Annotated in this window: 19 protein-coding genes and 1 riboswitch; of the genes, 12 read left to right on the top strand and 7 right to left on the bottom strand. The window is 63.3% G+C overall.

The window, feature by feature from the left end; genetic code table 11:
• Positions 1-31: 31 nt before the first annotated feature.
• From B5G34_RS12265 to B5G34_RS12250, 4 genes are all read right to left on the bottom strand, one after another.
• Positions 32-1039: a DUF4179 domain-containing protein gene (locus tag B5G34_RS12265; protein ID WP_087337836.1), complete on the bottom strand. Its 1008-nt coding sequence runs from the start codon at positions 1037-1039 to the stop codon at positions 32-34.
• Entirely contained in the window at positions 1036-1524 is a 489-nt protein-coding gene (locus B5G34_RS12260) for an RNA polymerase sigma factor (protein WP_087337832.1), read from the bottom strand. The genes B5G34_RS12265 and B5G34_RS12260 overlap by 4 nt, the downstream gene beginning before the upstream one ends.
• A 113-nt stretch (positions 1525-1637) precedes the next feature.
• The gene (locus B5G34_RS12255) at positions 1638-1916 is read right to left on the bottom strand and encodes a DUF1294 domain-containing protein (protein ID WP_343286573.1); all 279 of its coding nucleotides are present in this window, start codon (positions 1914-1916) and stop codon (positions 1638-1640) included.
• Positions 1910-2554, bottom strand: coding sequence for a hypothetical protein (locus B5G34_RS12250; protein WP_242957026.1), 645 nt, complete (start codon positions 2552-2554; stop codon positions 1910-1912). The genes B5G34_RS12255 and B5G34_RS12250 overlap by 7 nt, the downstream gene beginning before the upstream one ends.
• Positions 2555-2668: 114 nt before the next feature.
• Between B5G34_RS12250 and B5G34_RS12245 the strand changes: the two genes are divergently transcribed.
• On the top strand, positions 2669-3460 hold the full coding sequence (locus tag B5G34_RS12245) for a YlmH/Sll1252 family protein (protein WP_087337829.1): 792 nt from the start codon (positions 2669-2671) through the stop codon (positions 3458-3460).
• On the top strand, positions 3460-3666 hold the full coding sequence (locus B5G34_RS12240) for a DUF896 domain-containing protein (protein WP_087337826.1): 207 nt from the start codon (positions 3460-3462) through the stop codon (positions 3664-3666). Before B5G34_RS12245 ends, B5G34_RS12240 begins: the two co-directional genes overlap by 1 nt.
• A 40-nt stretch (positions 3667-3706) precedes the next feature.
• On the opposite strand, the gene B5G34_RS12235 is transcribed toward B5G34_RS12240, so the two are convergent.
• Positions 3707-4885, bottom strand: a complete 1179-nt coding sequence (locus B5G34_RS12235) for a cation:proton antiporter (RefSeq protein WP_087337823.1) — start codon at positions 4883-4885, stop codon at positions 3707-3709.
• A gap of 55 nt (positions 4886-4940) precedes the next feature.
• Positions 4941-5013, bottom strand: a riboswitch (Fluoride riboswitch).
• Positions 5014-5099: 86 nt separating this feature from the next.
• On the opposite strand from B5G34_RS12235, the gene B5G34_RS12230 reads away from it, so the two are divergent.
• Both B5G34_RS12230 and B5G34_RS12225 read left to right on the top strand, forming a co-directional pair.
• Positions 5100-5867, top strand: a complete 768-nt coding sequence (locus B5G34_RS12230) for a TatD family hydrolase (protein WP_087337820.1) — start codon at positions 5100-5102, stop codon at positions 5865-5867.
• A 42-nt stretch (positions 5868-5909) separates the two neighbouring features.
• Positions 5910-6527 (top strand): TatD family nuclease-associated radical SAM protein, encoded by a 618-nt coding sequence (locus B5G34_RS12225; RefSeq protein ID WP_087337817.1) that lies wholly within the window; start codon positions 5910-5912, stop codon positions 6525-6527.
• A 42-nt stretch (positions 6528-6569) separates the two neighbouring features.
• Here B5G34_RS12225 and B5G34_RS12220 read toward each other — a convergent pair whose 3' ends face one another.
• Complete coding sequence (locus B5G34_RS12220) at positions 6570-6809, bottom strand: HPr family phosphocarrier protein (protein ID WP_087337814.1); 240 nt, start codon at positions 6807-6809, stop codon at positions 6570-6572.
• A gap of 135 nt (positions 6810-6944) precedes the next feature.
• Here B5G34_RS12220 and mtaB point away from each other — a divergent pair, with 135 nt between their 5' ends.
• Positions 6945-8228 (top strand): tRNA (N(6)-L-threonylcarbamoyladenosine(37)-C(2))-methylthiotransferase MtaB, encoded by a 1284-nt coding sequence (mtaB, locus tag B5G34_RS12215; protein WP_087337811.1) that lies wholly within the window; start codon positions 6945-6947, stop codon positions 8226-8228.
• 1 nt (position 8229) lies between these two features.
• The gene (locus B5G34_RS12210; protein WP_087337808.1) at positions 8230-9633 is read left to right on the top strand and encodes a S41 family peptidase; all 1404 of its coding nucleotides are present in this window, start codon (positions 8230-8232) and stop codon (positions 9631-9633) included.
• 45 nt (positions 9634-9678) lie between these two features.
• Here B5G34_RS12210 and B5G34_RS12205 read toward each other — a convergent pair whose 3' ends face one another.
• The gene (locus B5G34_RS12205) at positions 9679-10245 is read right to left on the bottom strand and encodes an aromatic acid exporter family protein (protein WP_087337805.1); all 567 of its coding nucleotides are present in this window, start codon (positions 10243-10245) and stop codon (positions 9679-9681) included.
• Between the two features lie 101 nt (positions 10246-10346).
• Between B5G34_RS12205 and thyA the strand changes: the two genes are divergently transcribed.
• From thyA to B5G34_RS12175, 6 genes are all read left to right on the top strand, one after another.
• Positions 10347-11177: a thymidylate synthase gene (thyA, locus tag B5G34_RS12200; RefSeq protein WP_087337802.1), complete on the top strand. Its 831-nt coding sequence runs from the start codon at positions 10347-10349 to the stop codon at positions 11175-11177.
• Positions 11178-11189: 12 nt separating this feature from the next.
• Positions 11190-11669 carry a dihydrofolate reductase gene (locus B5G34_RS12195; protein ID WP_087337800.1) on the top strand — a complete coding sequence of 160 codons (480 nt, stop codon included), beginning with the start codon at positions 11190-11192 and terminating at the stop codon, positions 11667-11669.
• On the top strand, positions 11669-12241 hold the full coding sequence (locus B5G34_RS12190) for an NUDIX hydrolase (RefSeq protein ID WP_087337797.1): 573 nt from the start codon (positions 11669-11671) through the stop codon (positions 12239-12241). The genes B5G34_RS12195 and B5G34_RS12190 overlap by 1 nt, the downstream gene beginning before the upstream one ends.
• Before the next feature lie 385 nt (positions 12242-12626).
• Positions 12627-13997 (top strand): tRNA uridine-5-carboxymethylaminomethyl(34) synthesis GTPase MnmE, encoded by a 1371-nt coding sequence (mnmE, locus tag B5G34_RS12185; RefSeq protein WP_087337794.1) that lies wholly within the window; start codon positions 12627-12629, stop codon positions 13995-13997.
• Positions 13998-14151: 154 nt separating this feature from the next.
• Positions 14152-15204, top strand: a complete 1053-nt coding sequence (locus tag B5G34_RS12180; RefSeq protein ID WP_242957024.1) for a hypothetical protein — start codon at positions 14152-14154, stop codon at positions 15202-15204.
• 1 nt (position 15205) lies between these two features.
• The gene (locus tag B5G34_RS12175; protein WP_087337791.1) at positions 15206-16636 is read left to right on the top strand and encodes a hypothetical protein; all 1431 of its coding nucleotides are present in this window, start codon (positions 15206-15208) and stop codon (positions 16634-16636) included.
• The last annotated feature ends 44 nt before the right edge of the window (positions 16637-16680 follow it).

The raw sequence follows: 16680 nt of genomic DNA, 5'->3' as shown, positions 1-16680 counted from the left end.
CCGGGTCCGCCTTGGGTGGACCCGGTTTTGCTTATTGGCTGACAGGGATGACCACATCCCCCACGGTGACCGAGGCCACCTCATCCAGGGGGCGGATGGAGTCGAAAATCATACCTATGGTGCATTTAGCCTGGCCGCTGCCCGAGCCCACGCTGGTAGTGGCGCTCTTGACCTCCAGGGTGGAGCCGTCGGTGTAGGAGATGGTTACCGGCAGGTCCCGGAAGGCGGCGTAGGGATCATTTGTCTTGTCCGTCTGGCCGCTTTTCCGCGCCGTCTCCGGCACCTCCTGATGGACGGTGTACTCCACCATGATGGACAGGGGGGAGAGGGTAACGCTGTCCAGGGTGGCGTCCATGCCGCTCACCTGGATCGCCTGCCCGGCGGGGAGGGCGATGGAGGAGTCCTCAAAGTCCATGGTAAAGTCCAGGGTCCAGGGGCCCTCCGCCAGCAGGGTCTTGTTGGCATAGCTGTCGGTGGTGTCATAGAGCCCCCGGAAGGTGGTGCTCACCTTGCCCGAGCGGATGGGGGTGTCGGAGGTCCAGAAGGTCACAAACTGGATGGTGTTGTCGGCGGGGTCGGCGTCGTAGAAGTGGGAGAAGCCTCCGCCCCCTCCGGAGGACAGGAAGGCCAGGGGGCCGGTGGGCCGCAGGTCGTAGTCCTCAAAGGAGAGAGGCAGGCGGCCCTCATATTCCTCGCTGCCGTCCAGCGTCTCCTGGCTCACCAGGGGCTGCCCGTCCTCCCGGGAGATGGAATAGACGATGGCATAGGAGTAGGTGTCTCCAACAATGGCGTCGGCGGTGATGGTGATGCCGTGGTTGGTGGCCGAGGCCCCGATGGGGTAGCCGATCTGGTCGATGACCTCGGTCTGGGTAGCGGGGCCGAAGAGGGCGGAGAAGCGCTCCCCCACCACCGCTACACGGCGGAAGGTGTGGGGCCGCCGGGGAGAGGCCTGAGCACACTCCATCAGCCGGTCCACCATATGGGCCTTCTGCTCCGGGGTGAACCGGAGTTCGTCCATGGTATCTTTATACTGCTTCATGTCAGTTCCTCCTGTTCCAGATAGGTCCGCAGCTTCTGCCGCCCCCGGTCCAGCCGGGTAAAGACGGTGGCCGGCTTTTCCCCCATCAGAGCAGCGATCTCCCTGGCGGAGTAGCCCTCGTAATAATAGAGGTAGATGACCGTGCGGTATTTGGGGGGCAGCAGTTCCAGAGCTGCCAGCAGGGTGCCCTCCTCCGGCTGGGGAGCGGGCACGTGCTCCGCCGCGTCCAGGGTCACCGTAGTGCGCCGCCACCGGCTTTTCAGCTGGTCTTTGCACAGGTTGACGGCGGTGCGGATGAGGAAGGCCCGCTCATGCTCCAAGCTGTCAAAGGCCCGGGGGGCCTGGAGCAGCTTGAGAAATACAGTCTGGCAGATGTCCTGGGCGTCGGCAGTGCTGCCCAGATAGGTGTAGCTCAGCCGGAGGATCAGATCGGAATAGGTATCCACCAGCCGCTGGGCCTCCGCCCGGTCCGGTATGGGTGGCATGGCTGTCACGTCCTTTCCGTGGGATTGAAAAGCGCTTTCAACCAGAATACGATTGAGGAACGCCGGATTCTTCATTCGGGCAAAAAAATACGGAAGCCGGAGGCTCCCGTATGTTATGCCAGGAAAAAGTGCCAGTACAGCCACCCGCCCAGGGCGATCTGGGCCACGAGGATGGCGGGCAGGCCCCACTTGAAGTACCAGTGGCGGGTCTTGTGGTGGAAGGCGTACATACCCAGAATGGCCCCCAAAGTGCCCCCCAGCAGGTCCACCAGGAAGAAGGTCTTCTCGGGGACCCGCCAGCGCTCCCGCCTTGCCTTCCACTTGTCGATTCCCATGAGCACATAGTCCAGAATGCTCCAGAAGAGGACCCATAAAGCCAACCATTTCAGCATGATGATGCAAACTCCTCTCCCGCCCCCAGGGCGCACACAAAGCCGCCACGGGTCTTGGTGGTGGCGTACCACAGCCTGAGGTCCATGGTGAAGGTGTTGCCGTTGTCCACGATGGAGGCGGTGTCCCCCTCCAGGCCGATGAGGGTGACCCAGTGCCAACGGTCCAGCTGTTTGATCTTGCCGTTGTCCAGGTTGAGGAAGGCCATGGGGCAGTCAGTCTCCAGCCCGGCGGCCACAAAGGCCCGCAGCCCCTCCCAGGGGGGGCGCTTGGTGCGGGCGGAGGGGAAGGAGAAGAGGGTGGGGGTCAGCGGCACCCCCACGGCCTTGCCGTAGGCCGCCATGCCCTCCACCATGTACTCCGGACGGTTAAGACCGTGGCTCCGGGGGGTGACGTACTCCCACACCCGGCACATATGCTCCAGAAAATCCGTCCACTCTGTCCCCATCTCAGGCCGGAGTGGGGAAAACTCGGAGCGCTGCCGGGCAAGATAGTGGAAGATGAGGGATGCGGTGGTGGGGCCGCACCCCGCCCGCCGCTGCCAGGGATCGGGGAACCAGTCCTGGTCCGCCCCGTGGCACAGGGTCCCGCCGGGGCCGGTCAGGTCCAGCCGCTCCGGGTGGAGAATCTGTGTGGGCATGGACCCACCTCCCTTTTACAACGATTAGTATCAGTATAGCATCATTGTCAAGCGGGCGGCAGTTGCCAGAGGGGAAAAACTGTGTTATCCTGAGAGGACAACAGGAGGAAGGATATGACCAAAACCGAACTGCTGAACAAGCTGGCCCGGGACGGGGAGGAGCGGCGGCTGCTGGCCCGGGCCATGGATAAGCTGGAGCTGGCCCGCAACCGGTCGGTCCCCGGCCATACCGGCTTTTTATCCCCACAGGAGCGAGTCAGTGTGGAAAACCTGCTCAATGCCAGCGGACACCCCCGGCACCTGTTTTTCGGCGGGTTTGAGGGAGCGGAGCGGACGGTGTGCGCCTTTCTCCCCGACTGGCAGGAGGAGGACCTGTGGCTGGAGAGCGACTGCCCCATCCGGGCCGTCCGCTGTACCTGGTCTAACGGCACCCTGAGTCACCGGGACTTTCTGGGCTCCATCCTGGGCCTGGGTCTGGACCGGGAGAAGATCGGGGACCTGCTGGTGGGGGAGGGGGAGTGCCACATCCTGGCCCTGGCGGACGTGGCCGACTTTCTGGTACTGAACCTGGACCAGGCGGGCCGGGTGCGGCTGAAAACATCGGCCATGGAGCTGGCCGACCTGAAACCCCCGGAGGTGAAGGTGAAACCCATTCGGGACACCGTCAGCTCCCTGCGGCTGGATGCGGTGGCCGCCGCCGGGTTTTCCCTGTCCCGGGGCAAAGCCGCCGACCTGATCGCCTCGGGGAGATTCCAGCTCAACCACCGGGAGTGCCTCAAGCCAGACCGCCCCGTGGGGTCAGGGGATGTAATGAGCTGCCGGGGTCTGGGCAAATGTGTCCTCAAAGAGGTGGGCGGCCCGTCCAAAAAGGGGCGAATCATGATTTTACTGGAGCGATATGTATAATGGATGAGAAAAAGATTGCCCGTATCAACGAGCTGGCCAAAAAGGCCAAAAGCGAGGAGGGGCTGACCCCCGAGGAGATGGTGGAGCGGGACCTGCTGCGGCAGGAGTATATTGCCGCCTACCGGAACAACCTGGTGGCTCAGCTGGAGAACACCTACGTGGTGGAGCCCGACGGTACCAAGCACAAGCTGGGCAAGAAGCCCTGAAAAAACGCCTGCCGGAAGGGCAGGCGTTTTTCTTTGGGTGTTATCGTGTTTCTTTGGTAAGCAGCTTTTTATAGGAGAAGTCAATGGCGAAGGCCCCCAGGGGTGCGGTAACCAGAATGGCGATGACCGCCACGGTGAGCACGATCTGGCCGCAGCCCAGGCCCATGGCCAGGGGCACGCCGCCAATGGCAGCCTGGACGGTGGCCTTGGGCAGGTAGGCCAGCACGGCAAAGAACCGCTCAGAACGGGTGAGTTTGCTGCCTGCCACGCAGAGCAGCACACCCAGGGCCCGGAAGCACAGCACCCCCAGTACGGTGGCCAGGGCGGCCAGACCGGCAGCGGCGGCATAGTGGAGATCCACTTCCGCGCCCACCAGTACGAAGAGGATGATCTCAGCGGCCACCCACAGCTTGCCGAACTTGGCGGTGAGCCGCTGGGCCACCACCAGCCGCCAGCGCCGCAGGCCCAGGCCGGCCCCCAGCACTGCCAGCAGGCCGGAGAAGGGCACCGGGATCACATCCTCCAGGGCCACCAGCAGGAAGGCCAGGGCCAGCAGGATGACCACCTTCACCGAGTCCCGCATATGGAACCTTTCAAAAAACCTGGCCAGCACAAAGCCGATGAGCAGGCCGAAGGCGGCTCCCAGCACGATGGACACCGGCACTCCTGCCAGAGCGGCGGGGGAGAAGGAGCCGCCCTGGGCCATGCCGGTGAAGGAGGTGAAGAGGACGATGACGAACACGTCGTCCACCGAGGCGCCAGCCAGCACCATCTGGGGAATGCCCTTGGCGGTGCCGTAGCCCTCCTCCATCAATTTCAGCATCCGGGGTACGATAACGGCGGGGGATACCGCCCCCACCACTGCCCCCATGATGGCGGCGTCCAGGGTGCTCACCCCCAGCAGCCGGGGGGCCAGGATCACCATGCCCAGCATCTCAAAGGTGGCGGGCAGGAAGCACATGAGAATGGCGGGCCGTCCCGCCCGGCGCAGATCGTCCACATCCAGACTCAGGCCCGCCCGGGTGAGGATGATGACCAGAGCCAGCTGCCGCAGGTCGGCGGAGATGTCCAGCAGGCTGGGGGAGAGCACATTGAGCACACAGGGTCCCAGCAGGATGCCTGCCAGCAGCATGCCCACCAGGGAGGGCAGCCGCAATTTGGCAGCCAGGGTGCCCAGCACCAGGCCCAACAGCAGCACGAAACCTAAGCTTGTTAACATAACAATGTATACCTTCTTTCCCAGAGGGCAACAAAAAAAGCCAATGCCCCCTGCAATATTTGCAGAAGTCATCAGCCAAACGGCGGTTCGGGCATATGCCCCGGGCGGACCTCATCCCCGGTATTTCGGTGGAAGTATACCACAGGCTGTTCCCCTTGTCAACTGTGGGAAAAGGGAGTAAGATGAAACAGAGAATGACCATAGGGAGGCAATTATGATCTTCGACACCCATGCCCATTATTATGACGACGCCTTTGACGCCGACCGGGACGCTCTGCTGGCCGGCCTGCCCAGCAAGGGGGTGGACCTGGTGGTGTGCCCCGGCTGTGACCTGGAGTCCTGCCAGCAGTCCATGGCCCTGGCCGAGCGATACGACTATCTCTACTTTGCCGCCGGCTTCCATCCGGAGAACCTGGAGGGAGTGACCCTGGACCAGCTGGACCAGATCCGCGCCCTGTGTGCCCACAAAAAATGTGTGGCGGTGGGTGAGGTGGGCCTGGACTACTACTGGGTCAAGACCCCCGAGGACCGGGCCGATTCCCGGGACTTCTTTGACGCCCAGCTCTCCCTGGCGGAGGAACTGGACCTGCCCGTCATCGTCCACGACCGGGACGCCCACAAGGACTGCATGGATATTGTTAAGGCCCATCCCAAGGCCCGGGGTGTGTTTCACTGCTGCGCCCTGGGGCCGGAGGACGCCAAGCGGGCGGTGGACTGGGGCTGGATGCTCTCCTTCACCGGCAACATCACCTTTAAGAACGCCCGCCGGGCTCCCGAGGTGATTGGCTGGATGCCCATGGACCGGCTCATGCTGGAGACCGACGCCCCCTACATGGCCCCCGAGCCCTACCGGGGCCGCCGGTGCGACTCCAGCCTGATCCCCCTGATGGCCCAGACGGTGGCCCAGCTCAAAGGGCTGACCACCGAGGAAGTGCTGGCCATCACGCTGGAGAACGGAAAGCGCTTTTTTGGAATCGCATAAGGACGGCCCGCAGGCCGCCCATTGATATGGAGGTAATGTCCTATGATGACCATTTCCTACGAGTATGAAGGCGCCCTCTATGTGAACCTGACCAACCGGTGCGACTGCCGGTGTGTGTTCTGCCTGCGGCACAACGGCCACAAGGGCTCCATCTACGCCGACGATCTGTGGCTGGACCACGAGCCCACCCGGCAGGAGGCCCTGGACGACCTGCTGGCCCGGGACTATGCAAAGTACCGGGAACTGGTGTTCTGCGGCTTCGGTGAGCCCATGTACCGCACCGACGACATCCTGTGGCTGGTGGATCAGCTGAAGGAGCAGGTGCCCAACCTGCCCCCCATCCGCATCAACACCAACGGACACGCCAATCTGATCCTGGGGCGGGACGTGACCCCGGAACTAAAGGGGCGCATCGACACCGTGTCCATCTCCCTCAACGGCTCCACGCCGGAGGAGTACTGTGCCGTCACCCAGCCCAGGGACGGCGTAAAGGCCTGGGAGGCCATGCTGGACTTTGCCAAAAAGGCCAGGGAGCATGTGCCCCATGTGGTCATGACCATCGTGGACAAGGACAAGACCCCCGAGGAGATCGAGCGCTGCCGCAAGATCACCGAAGATCTGGGCGTCACCCTCCGCATCCGGGCCTATATCGAGGATTAAAAAACAGACGGGGCGCTGCATCAGCAGCGCCCCGCTTGTCTGTTATTCTGCCGGAATAAAGGCGGCCACCGCCTGGCGGAAGGCGGCCTGATCGCCGTCGTTGCCGTGGAGGCGGATGGTCACCGGATGGGACAGATCCAGGGAGAACAGCCCCATAATGGACTTGCCATCCACCACATAGCGGCCGGAGAGCACGTCCACCTCACAGGACGAGCGGGTGGCGGCGTTGACGAACTGGCGGACCTCCTCGATAGAGGCCAGAGAGACCTGAAATTCAGACATGGGGCACCTCCTGAATGAGTACTTGCCAAACAGCGGGGCGAGTCTTTATAATAGAACCAATCGTTCTGAATTCTATTATAAACAGGCGACCATGGATTTTCAACCAAAATCCCACCTGCAAAGAGAGGAAAGCGTATGCGTACAGCGATCTACACCCTGGGCTGCAAGGTGAACCAGTACGAGACCCAGGCCATGGAGGCCGAGCTCACCCGGCGGGGCCACACCCTGGTGCCCTTTGATGGGGAGGCCGACGCCTATATCATCAACACCTGCACCGTCACGGCGGTGAGCGACAAGAAGTCCCGCCAGATGATCCGGCAGGCCCGCAAGCGCTCCCCCCATGCCATCGTGGCGGTGTGCGGCTGCTATGCCCAGACCGACCCCCAGGCGGTGGAGGAGCTGGAGGTAGACCTGGTCATGGGCACCAACGACCGCATGGGCTTTCTGGATCGGCTGGAGGCCCTGAGCTCCGACGGGGGCCAGGTGGTGGACGTGGACGACGCCCTCCGTCGCCGCACATTTGAGCGGCTTCCCGCCGGCGGACTGGAGGGCCGCACCCGGGCCATGCTCAAGGTGGAGGACGGCTGCGTCAACTTCTGCACCTACTGCATCATCCCCTACGCCCGGGGACCCATCCGTTCCCTGCCTGCGGATGAGGCCGCCGCCCAGGCCGCCAAGCTGGCGGACGAGGGTTACAAGGAGCTGGTGCTCACCGGCATCGAGATCTCCTCCTGGGGCCGGGATCTGCCCGGCAGGCCGGAACTGATGGACCTCATCGAGGCGGTGTGCGCCGCCGCACCCAACTGCCGGGTGCGGCTGGGCTCCCTGGAGCCCCGCACCATCACGGAGGACTTCTGCCGCCGTGGGGCGGCCATTCCCAACCTGTGTCCCCACTTCCACCTGTCCATGCAGTCGGGCTGTGACAGCGTTTTGCAGCGGATGAACCGGAAATATGATACCGAGCGGTATTATGAGAGCGTCAGATTACTCAGGGAATACTTTGACCGCCCCGGCATTACCACCGATCTTATTGTGGGCTTCCCCGGAGAGACCGAGGAGGAGTTTGCCCAGACCCTGGAGTTTGTGCAGAAGTGTGCCTTCTCCGCCATGCACATCTTCCCCTACTCCCGCCGCACCGGCACCCCGGCGGCCGCCATGGCCGGTCAGTGCTCCAACGCGGTGAAGGAGGACCGGGCCCACCGGGCCGGGGAGGTGGCCCGGCAGCTCCACCAGACCTGGCTGGAGAGCTGGGTGGGCCATACCCTGCCCGTCCTCTTTGAGGAGGAGAAGGAGGGCCTGTGGCGGGGCCACGCCCCCAACTACACCGAGGTATTCGCCCCCGGCGAAGAACTGCACAACGTAATCAGAGATGTAAAAATAACGGAAGTTTATGGAGAGAGCCTGAAAGGAAGGGTATAAGATGAAAGGACGCCTGCTTCCCCTGGTGCTGACTCTGGCCCTGCTGGCCGGCTGCACGCCGCCGCCGGAGCCTTCCCCTTCGACTGCCCCGGAGCCCGACCCCACTCCGGTGGCCGGGATGGACTTTGACGCCTTTCTGGAGGAGGTCAACACCCGCCGCAAGGCGGTCATTGAGACGGAGGCTGCTCTGGATATTGGCCAATGGACGTCCGACTTCACCGACCAGAACGATACCTATACGGAGGAGGAAATGGATATTCTCCTGACGCCCCACGACCTGACGGAGCCGCTGACCATAGAAACTGCCCAGGAGGATATCGAGGCTTTCTTCACCCTCCTGCGCACCACCTACGGTGCCTATGAATATTTCGGCGGCGATGAGGTGTTCGGCCCGCTGGAGGAGCAGGCGCTGGCACAGATCCAGCAGGAAGCGGAGGATGGGAAAATTCTGCTGAGCAGGACCGTACAGGATATTCTGGTGGACGTCCTCTCCCCGGCTGTCCGGGACGGGCATTTCGCCATCGGTGGACAGTCTCTCATCGAACTGCATCGGGTCTATCTGTACTATGTACCCGACCTGTACCTCTCTGATGTGGATGGGCTGGACTCGGACTATGTGAAGCCCACCATTGGCCCGGAGGGACAGATCTGCTACGGCTTCTATGCCCTGAGCCAGGATGGGACCGACCTGCCCCACACCCTGGGAGGCTATGACCTGGACTGGACCCAGGCGGAGCGGTCAACCCGTGGAAGTAAGGTATTTTCGGAATATTCCTATCAGGATATCCCTGTGCTGCAATCCACTCAGATGTACGCCAACACGCCGGAGCAGGAGGCCCAGCTGGAGCGCTTTGCCGCCTGCGGCGGGGAGTATGCCGGTGAGCCGGTGCTGATCTTTGATGTGCGGGCCAACCCCGGCGGCAGTGACAGATGGATCATGAACTGGTTTGAGGGCTTTACCGGCCAGCCGGCCCAGCCTAAACGGGTATTTAGCGCCCGGTACAGCCAGATGTTTTGCCGGGCCTTTGATTTTGACCCCGAGAACGATTTGGGGACCTGGATGGTATCGGAGGACCAGGGGACATGGACACCCAGCGAAACTGTGACGCTCCTGCTGGCAGATAAGGGCACCGCATCCTCCGGAGAGACGGTGGTGGAGTTCTTCCGCTCCATGGAAAATGTGCTGGCGGTGGGCGCCCCCACCAGCGGTTGCGCTCTGGTGCCCAATAACAGCGGGTTTTACCTCCCCAATACCGGCCTGTATGTGTATTTTGGAACGGGGCTGGCCTTTCATGAGACCATGGAAAACCGGGACGGCACTGGCTTCCTGCCCGACCTGTGGGTCAACCCGCCGGACGCCCTGGACGCGGCGGCCCGCCTGTGCGACTACTACGGCCTGAAGTAACGGACAAAAAAACCGGGCGGCCTCTGGCCGCCCGGCGGAACGATCTTACCGCTGAAACTTTGCCTTGACTTTGTCCACCCAGGGCTCCAGCCGCTCCCGGGGCAGCAGGTAGTTGATGAGCAGGGACATGGCCACGCCCACGCCGGTGTCAAACATGCGGTTAAGGGCGTAGGACACGTAGGTGTCCACCGGGGTGTTGAAGAGCACGATGCACAGCACCACGCCGCCGGGCTGCACCGCTCCCACCCAGAAGAACTGGGCCAGCAGAATGAGGATGATCACCCCCACGAACAGCAGGGGCACCAGCAGCAGCCGGTTCTCCCCGTCGGGGTAGAAGATCAGATAGATGCGGAACAGACCCATCCCCAGAAAGCCGCCGATGATGGTGCCGAAGAGACGGTTGCCGCCGTGGAGCTTGGAGTGGTCCATGTTGGCCCCCATGCCGAAGATGGCGCCGATACAGGCGAAGGTGGGGTTGCGGTTGTCCAGGAAGACGAAGTAGATGAGGGCGCACAGGGCCGCCGAGATGGCGGTCTTGATGTTGCGCAGGCCGATGTGGATGTGAAGGGAATGGGATGTGGTGGCGGAACCTGAGGCGGGGACGTCTTTCATGGTGTCGGTCACACTCCTGATGATTGATTTTTAGAAATAAAGGGGGACCCCTCCCCCGGAACAACAGAGAACTGCCATGCAATGAAAAATGGAGGTACGCCATGAGCCGCGCGGACGAATTGTTTATTGAAAATTGCAAAGATATTCTGGCCCACGGGGTGTGGGACACCGATCAGCAGGTGCGCCCCCGGTGGGAGGATGGTACCCCAGCTCACACCGTGAAGAAATTCTGTATCGTCAACCGCTACGACCTGCGGGAGGAGTTTCCCGTCCAGACCATCCGGAAAATGGCCTTCAAGAGCGCGGTGGACGAGCTTTTGTGGATCTGGCAGAAGAAGTCCAACAACATCCACGACCTGAACAGCCATATCTGGGACGCCTGGGCCGACGAGAGCGGCTCCATCGGCAAGGCCTACGGCTATCAGCTGGGGGTGAAACACCAGTACGCCGAGGGCATGTTCGACCAGGTGGACCGGGTGCTCTACGATCTCAAGCACAACCCGGCCTCCCGCCGGATCATGACCAACCTGTACAACCACCACGACCTCCACCAGATGGCCCTCTACCCCTGCGCCTACTCCATGACCTTCAATGTCAGCGGCAAGACCCTCAACGCCATCCTCAACCAGCGGAGCCAGGACATGCTTACCGCCAACGGCTGGAACGTGATGCAGTACGCCGCTCTGGTCCACATGATGGCTCAGGTGTCCGGCCTGGAGGCGGGGGAGCTGGTCCACGTCATTGCCGACGCCCACATCTACGACCGCCACGTACCGGTGGTGGAGGAGATCATCGCCCGCACCCCCTATGAGGCGCCCAAGCTGTGGATAGACCCCACGATCACCGATTTCTATGCCTTTACCAAGGACAGCTTCAAGCTGGAGGGCTATCAGTTCCACACCCTGGACCAGCCCATTCCGGTGGCGGTGTAAGGAGGAAGGGAAATGAATCTCATTGCAGCGGTGGACCAAAACTGGGCCATCGGCAGGGACGGGGACCAGCTGTGCTATATCCCCGCCGACCTGAAGCGGTTCCAGGTGCTCACCACCGGCCACGCCGTGATCCTGGGCCGCAAGACTTTGGCTACCTTCCCCGGCGGCCGTCCTCTGAAGAACCGGCGCAACCTGATCTTGTCCCGCAATACTGCCTTTGCCCCGGAGGGGGCGGAGGTGTTCTCCAGTGTGGAGGACCTGCTGAAGGCCGCCCCGGCGGATGCCTTTGTGATTGGCGGGGAGAGCGTGTACCGGGCGCTGCTGCCCTACTGTGACAAGGCCTACATCACCAAGATCCACAAGGCCTGGCCCGCCGACGCCTTCTTCCCCGACCTGGACGCCGACCCGGCCTGGGCTGTCACCGAGGAGGGGGAGCCTTTGGAGCATGAGGGCCTGACCTACCGCTATGTGACCTATGAGAGGGTGAAGTGATGTACCGGGAGGAGATCCAGGCCTATGTGCCCCAAAACCAGCAGGAGGTTGGGGACAAGAAAATGATGCTGGAGTACCTGCGCCTGTTCCCTGACGATATCCTCACTCGTCAGAATAAAATCGCCCACTTTACCGCCTCCGGCTTTGTGGTCAATTCTGACGCCACCCGTGTGCTCATGGCCCACCACAACCTGTACAAGGTGTGGGCCTGGACCGGCGGCCACGCCGACGGGGAGGGAGACCTGCTGTCGGTGGCCCTGCGGGAGGCCCGGGAGGAGACGGGAGTGGTCCACATCCGGCCCCTGAGCACCGCCATGGCCTCCCTGGAGATCCTGCCGGTGTGGGGCCATGTGAAGCGGGGGGAGTGGGTGCCCTCCCACCAGCACCTGAACGTGACCTACCTGCTCACCGCAGACGAAAGCGACCCCCTCCAGTATCGGGAGGGGGAGAACACGGGGGTGGCCTGGCTGCCGGCGGACCGGCTGCTGGAGCTCACCAATGAATGGCAGATGGACGAGGTGTACACCAAGCTGCTGGAACGGGCCCGGCAGCTGGTGGGCAGAGAGCAGTAAAAGGTCTGCCGCACAGGGCCGCAGGGGCGCTCCGGGGCAGACAGTTACCACCAGGTAATGGTATCATGCCCGTCCCTCCTGCGCAAGTGCCGACTTGCCCAAAAACCGTCCATATTTTTTGACGTCCTAACAAAAAATCTGATACGTCCATTCCCTTTGACAGGATGTATACAGAATGATATGCAATGTAAAAAAACGGTAAGGAAACGGGAAGCGCTTCCCTGCACAGGGTTTTCCACATTATCCACATGGTTTTCCACACTTGTCCACAGGGGTGGAAAACAGCCGTTATGCATCTTTTGGTCGACATAAGAAAAGTCAAGGGGAAAATCCACGGCAGAATCGCCAAAGTTTCCGACCCCGTCGGAAACAGGAAGGGAAGACCATGTCCGATACCATCGCAGCCATTGCCACACCCGCCGCCCCCAGTGCCATCGGCATCCTGCGTCTCAGCGGGCCGGAGGCCATCGGGGCGGTCTCCGCGGTGTTCCGCCCCCTGGGGGGCAAGGCCCTGACGGAGTACGGGGACCGGCGTCTGGTGCTGGGGGAGCTGCTGGGGCCTGAGGGGGAGGTCATCGACCACGCCCTGGCCACCATCTCCCACGGCCCCCACAGCTATACCGGGGAGGACACGGCGGAGGTGCAGTGCCACGGCTCCCCGGCGGTGCTCTCCCTGGGGCTGGAGGCCCTCTTTGCCCAGGGAGTGCGGCAGGCCGGGCCGGGGGAGTTTACCCGCCGGGCCTTCCTCAACGGGCGGCTGGACCTGACCCAGGCCGAGGCGGTGGCCGACCTCATCGACGCCGAGACCCCCGCCGCTGTGCGGCAGGCCGCCGGGCAGCTCTCCGGGGCCCTGAGCCGCCGGGTGGGGGCCATCTACGACGGCCTCACCGACCTGCTGGCCCACTTCCACGCCGTGCTGGACTACCCCGACGAGGACATTGACCCCTTCCGGGCGGAGACCATTCAGGCGGGATTGACCGGGGCCAGACAGGCCCTGGAGGAGCTGCTGGCCACCTACCGGCGGGGCAGATACATCGCCGGGGGTGTGCCCTGCGTGCTGGCGGGGCGGCCCAACGCGGGCAAGTCCTCCCTGCTCAACGCCCTGGTGGGCTATGACCGGGCCATTGTCACCGACATCCCCGGCACCACCCGGGACACGGTGGAGGCCCGCTGCCGGATGGGGGATGTGGTGCTGCGGCTCATCGACACCGCCGGCATCCGGGACACCGACGACGCGGTGGAGCGCATCGGCGTGGAGCGCAGTAAGGCCGCGCTGGAGGAGGCCGCCCTCATTCTGGTGCTGTGGGACGGCTCCGTCCCGGTGACCGAGGAGGACGTGGCCCTGCTGGAGAGCGCCATGGACCGGGCGCCGGTCATTCTGGTGCGCACCAAGGGGGACCTGCCCTCGGCCCCCATGCCGGTGCTGGGGCTGGAGCGGATGCCTCCGGTGGTGAACGTGAGCGCCAAAACCGGCATGGGCCTGGACAAGCTGGGAGAGCTGGTGGCGGCTCAGTTCCCTGCCGGTGGAGGGGAGGCGGCGGGAGAGCTGCTCACCAACGCCCGGCAGGCCCAGGCTGCCCGGCGTGCTCTGGACAGTGTGGACCGGGCCGCCGCCAGCCTGGCGGCGGGGGTTACCCCCGACGCCCTCCTCACCGATGTGGAGGAGGCCCTGTCCGCCCTGGGGGAGCTCACCGGCGCCGATATCCGGGAGGACATCACCGCCCGCATTTTTGAGCGGTTCTGTGTGGGTAAGTAAAGCCCCTGCGGTTCAACATAATATGATTTGAGAAGGGCGGCTTTTGCCGCCCTTTTTTCACGCTTTGTAACCCCTTGTCTCCACATTGGCACCGCGCCTGTAACCCTCTGTACCGATCCCCATGGTAGGATGGAGATGAAAAGGAGGTACTGCCATGAGACGGAACGTATTTCCGGCCCTGCTGCTGGCTTTCGCCCTGTGCGGCTGCGCCGCCCAGACGCCGCCTGAGGCACAGACCACGCCTCCGGCGGCGGAGACCACCCCGGCGGCAGGCTATGACTTTACCGTTTTGCCGGTGCAGGAGGATAGCATCCGTACTCTCTACGGCTGGGAGGGCTATGAGGTGCGCAAACTCACCTCCTACGAGGGGGACTGGCTGGTGGAGTACGGCTATGAGAACGACCCCAACTTTTCCCTGCTGGACTGGGTGTTCGGGGAAACCGGCCGCCGGGTACAGCTCACCGCCATGGAGGACTTCGCGTCCTATGAGATCCTCGCCCCCGCCAAGATCCACTACCTGACCGACGGGCTGTCCGCCGTCACCCCGGACAAATGGCTGCCGGAGGACGTGACCGTATGGGCCCAGGGGGATGAGTACGGTCAGCTCGGCCCCGACCTGGACTTCAGCTCCATCCAGTCCTACCGGGAGCCCGCCTGGCTGGATCCGGCGGAGCCCTTCTACGCGGGGGCCTGGGACATGGCCAATGGCCCGGTCTACCCCCGGGAGGAGCAGGAGCACGCCCGGCACGAGCAGGTGTACGACGCCCGCATCGATGCCGACGGGCTCTCCTTCTCCTTTATCCCCAACGGGGACAGCCGGGAGCTCTTCCTGGGCTTCTTCCCGGCGGTCACCGCCATCCCCAGTTTCCAGACCGGCTTCGACCCGGACAGCCGCACCTTCACCCTCCGCCTGTTCGACACCTGCCTGGAGAGCGGGTCAGCCGCCCGGAACGAGGGCCTGGTGGAGCTGGGCTATCCCCCGGACCTGTACCCCTACTCCTTCCCGGCGGGCTCCCTGGGCCGGGACAGCCACTTTTTGAAGAATGTCACCATCCGGGAGGACGGGGAGGACGTGGTGGTGTCCGCCCTTCTCACCGACCGGGCCTGGCGATTTACAGTGGAGACCTCCAATCTGGGCTTTGATAACATCCCCTCCTTCCGGATCGTGTTCCGGGAGAAAAATCCAAACATAGACGGGTGGGACTGATATGAAACGATATTTGGCACTGCCTCTGCTGCTGACCCTTGTCCTGTGCGGCTGTGCCGCCCAGACACCGCCTCCCGTATCCCCCTCTCCGGCGGCGGAGAGGCCCCGGGCCCTCACCCAGGAGGAAATTGACCGGGTCAACGAGGCCTTCTCCCCCCTGGCGGAGCAAGACGGCGTGACCTACGCCGCCCCGGTGAGCTGCTTTTTTACCTGCTATTATGACGACGTAAAAAATATAAACTTTTCCGACTTTTTGTACTACTTCCCTGGCGACGGCACATTGAGCGCCGAGGATGAGGCGGAGTCCAACGCCCTGAAAGCCCTGCCCGGCTACCCCTGGGGGAACTCGCCGGAGTCCGTGCCCATCCACCGCATTACCCGCGCCTCGGTGGACCAGACCCTGGAGCGGTACGCCGGTATCACCTCCGCCGATCTGGACACCTCCTCCGTGCCCTATCTGGAGGGATACGACGCCTGGTATACCTTCACCAGCGACTTTGGTCCCGGCTGTTTTGTGTGCACCGGAGGGCAGGTGGATGAGGCCGCCGGCACCGCCCTGCTGTGGACTGACCAGCGGGAGGACGGTTCCCGTATTGAATTGGCTCTGAAAAAGGACGGGGAGGCCTGGCATATCCGCGCCCACAGGAACACCGCCGACGACGCCCTGCTGGAGCTGCTGGCCGGCCTGGACGGAAAAGACATCGGCTCTGTAAGCTGGTATGGCCCCAACGATCCTCCGGAGGCGGAGGAACTGGCCGCCCTCATCCGGGCCGCGGCGGCCCACCCGGCAGACCACTCCGATCTTACCCTTAACGGTTCGGACACCGACATCATATGGACCCTGGACTGCTACCTGGCCCCAAAGAATCAGGGGGCCTACTCTGAGGATGATGCGCTCCATCTCCAGGTCGGGCTGGAGGAAAACGTGGTGGAGGTCTTCGGCGGGAGCAATTTGCCCCAGGGCAGGGTCCACCTGGAGGACGAGGCTCTCTACCAGCTCATCCGCACCAGCTGCGACACCTCGGACGACATCGACCAGGAGGCCTACGCCGCTTGCCGGGAGCTGACCGACGCATACTACGACGCCCGGCTGGCCCAGGTCGGCGAGAGCGGCTTTGTGAGCTGGGAACTGACCTGCTTCCGGGAGGCGGGTCAGGCCCCCGCCCTGGACGCCGAGGCCTACACCATCGGCGCGGCCTTCCGCACCGATCCGCCGGAGCGGGCCCCCCACCTGCTGGCCGGGGGCGCATACGTGGACAGCCAGCTGCGGGTCCTCGGCCTGGACTGGCAGGCCACCTATCTGGTGACCATCGGCGGTCAGCCTGCCGGAGTGCTCCGGCTGGAAGAGCCGACGGACGAAGGCCCCCTGAGCCACTTTGACAGCGTGGAGGCCCTCCGGGCCGCCCTGTGGACGCCGGGAGAGGAATTGTAAACATTTCTTGAACCCCCTTGCAATTTTTCATACGAAGGATTATG

Origin of the sequence: Flavonifractor sp. An82 (genome assembly GCF_002159265.1) — a bacterium.
In the GTDB taxonomy this organism is placed as follows: domain Bacteria; phylum Bacillota; class Clostridia; order Oscillospirales; family Oscillospiraceae; genus Flavonifractor.
The sequence above is the reverse complement of the archived record's forward strand: the minus strand, read 5'-3'. Positions and strand labels throughout refer to the sequence as shown.

Bases quoted from the DNA above. Each gene is read 5' to 3' on its own strand.
- B5G34_RS12210 (WP_087337808.1), top strand. From the start codon at position 8,230: ATGAAAGGACGCCTGCTTCCCCTGGTGCTGACTCTGGCCCTGCTGGCC.
- B5G34_RS12180 (WP_242957024.1), top strand. From the start codon at position 14,152: ATGAGACGGAACGTATTTCCGGCCCTGCTGCTGGCTTTCGCCCTGTGC.
- B5G34_RS12190 (WP_087337797.1), top strand. From the start codon at position 11,669: ATGTACCGGGAGGAGATCCAGGCCTATGTGCCCCAAAACCAGCAGGAG.
- B5G34_RS12235 (WP_087337823.1), bottom strand. From the start codon at position 4,885: ATGTTAACAAGCTTAGGTTTCGTGCTGCTGTTGGGCCTGGTGCTGGGC.
- B5G34_RS12205 (WP_087337805.1), bottom strand. From the start codon at position 10,245: ATGAAAGACGTCCCCGCCTCAGGTTCCGCCACCACATCCCATTCCCTT.
- B5G34_RS12175 (WP_087337791.1), top strand. From the start codon at position 15,206: ATGAAACGATATTTGGCACTGCCTCTGCTGCTGACCCTTGTCCTGTGC.
- mtaB (WP_087337811.1), top strand. From the start codon at position 6,945: ATGCGTACAGCGATCTACACCCTGGGCTGCAAGGTGAACCAGTACGAG.
- B5G34_RS12240 (WP_087337826.1), top strand. From the start codon at position 3,460: ATGGATGAGAAAAAGATTGCCCGTATCAACGAGCTGGCCAAAAAGGCC.
- B5G34_RS12225 (WP_087337817.1), top strand. From the start codon at position 5,910: ATGATGACCATTTCCTACGAGTATGAAGGCGCCCTCTATGTGAACCTG.
- B5G34_RS12220 (WP_087337814.1), bottom strand. From the start codon at position 6,809: ATGTCTGAATTTCAGGTCTCTCTGGCCTCTATCGAGGAGGTCCGCCAG.
- B5G34_RS12255 (WP_343286573.1), bottom strand. From the start codon at position 1,916: ATGCTGAAATGGTTGGCTTTATGGGTCCTCTTCTGGAGCATTCTGGAC.
- B5G34_RS12260 (WP_087337832.1), bottom strand. From the start codon at position 1,524: ATGCCACCCATACCGGACCGGGCGGAGGCCCAGCGGCTGGTGGATACC.
- B5G34_RS12195 (WP_087337800.1), top strand. From the start codon at position 11,190: ATGAATCTCATTGCAGCGGTGGACCAAAACTGGGCCATCGGCAGGGAC.
- B5G34_RS12245 (WP_087337829.1), top strand. From the start codon at position 2,669: ATGACCAAAACCGAACTGCTGAACAAGCTGGCCCGGGACGGGGAGGAG.
- mnmE (WP_087337794.1), top strand. From the start codon at position 12,627: ATGTCCGATACCATCGCAGCCATTGCCACACCCGCCGCCCCCAGTGCC.
- thyA (WP_087337802.1), top strand. From the start codon at position 10,347: ATGAGCCGCGCGGACGAATTGTTTATTGAAAATTGCAAAGATATTCTG.
- B5G34_RS12250 (WP_242957026.1), bottom strand. From the start codon at position 2,554: ATGCCCACACAGATTCTCCACCCGGAGCGGCTGGACCTGACCGGCCCC.
- B5G34_RS12265 (WP_087337836.1), bottom strand. From the start codon at position 1,039: ATGAAGCAGTATAAAGATACCATGGACGAACTCCGGTTCACCCCGGAG.
- B5G34_RS12230 (WP_087337820.1), top strand. From the start codon at position 5,100: ATGATCTTCGACACCCATGCCCATTATTATGACGACGCCTTTGACGCC.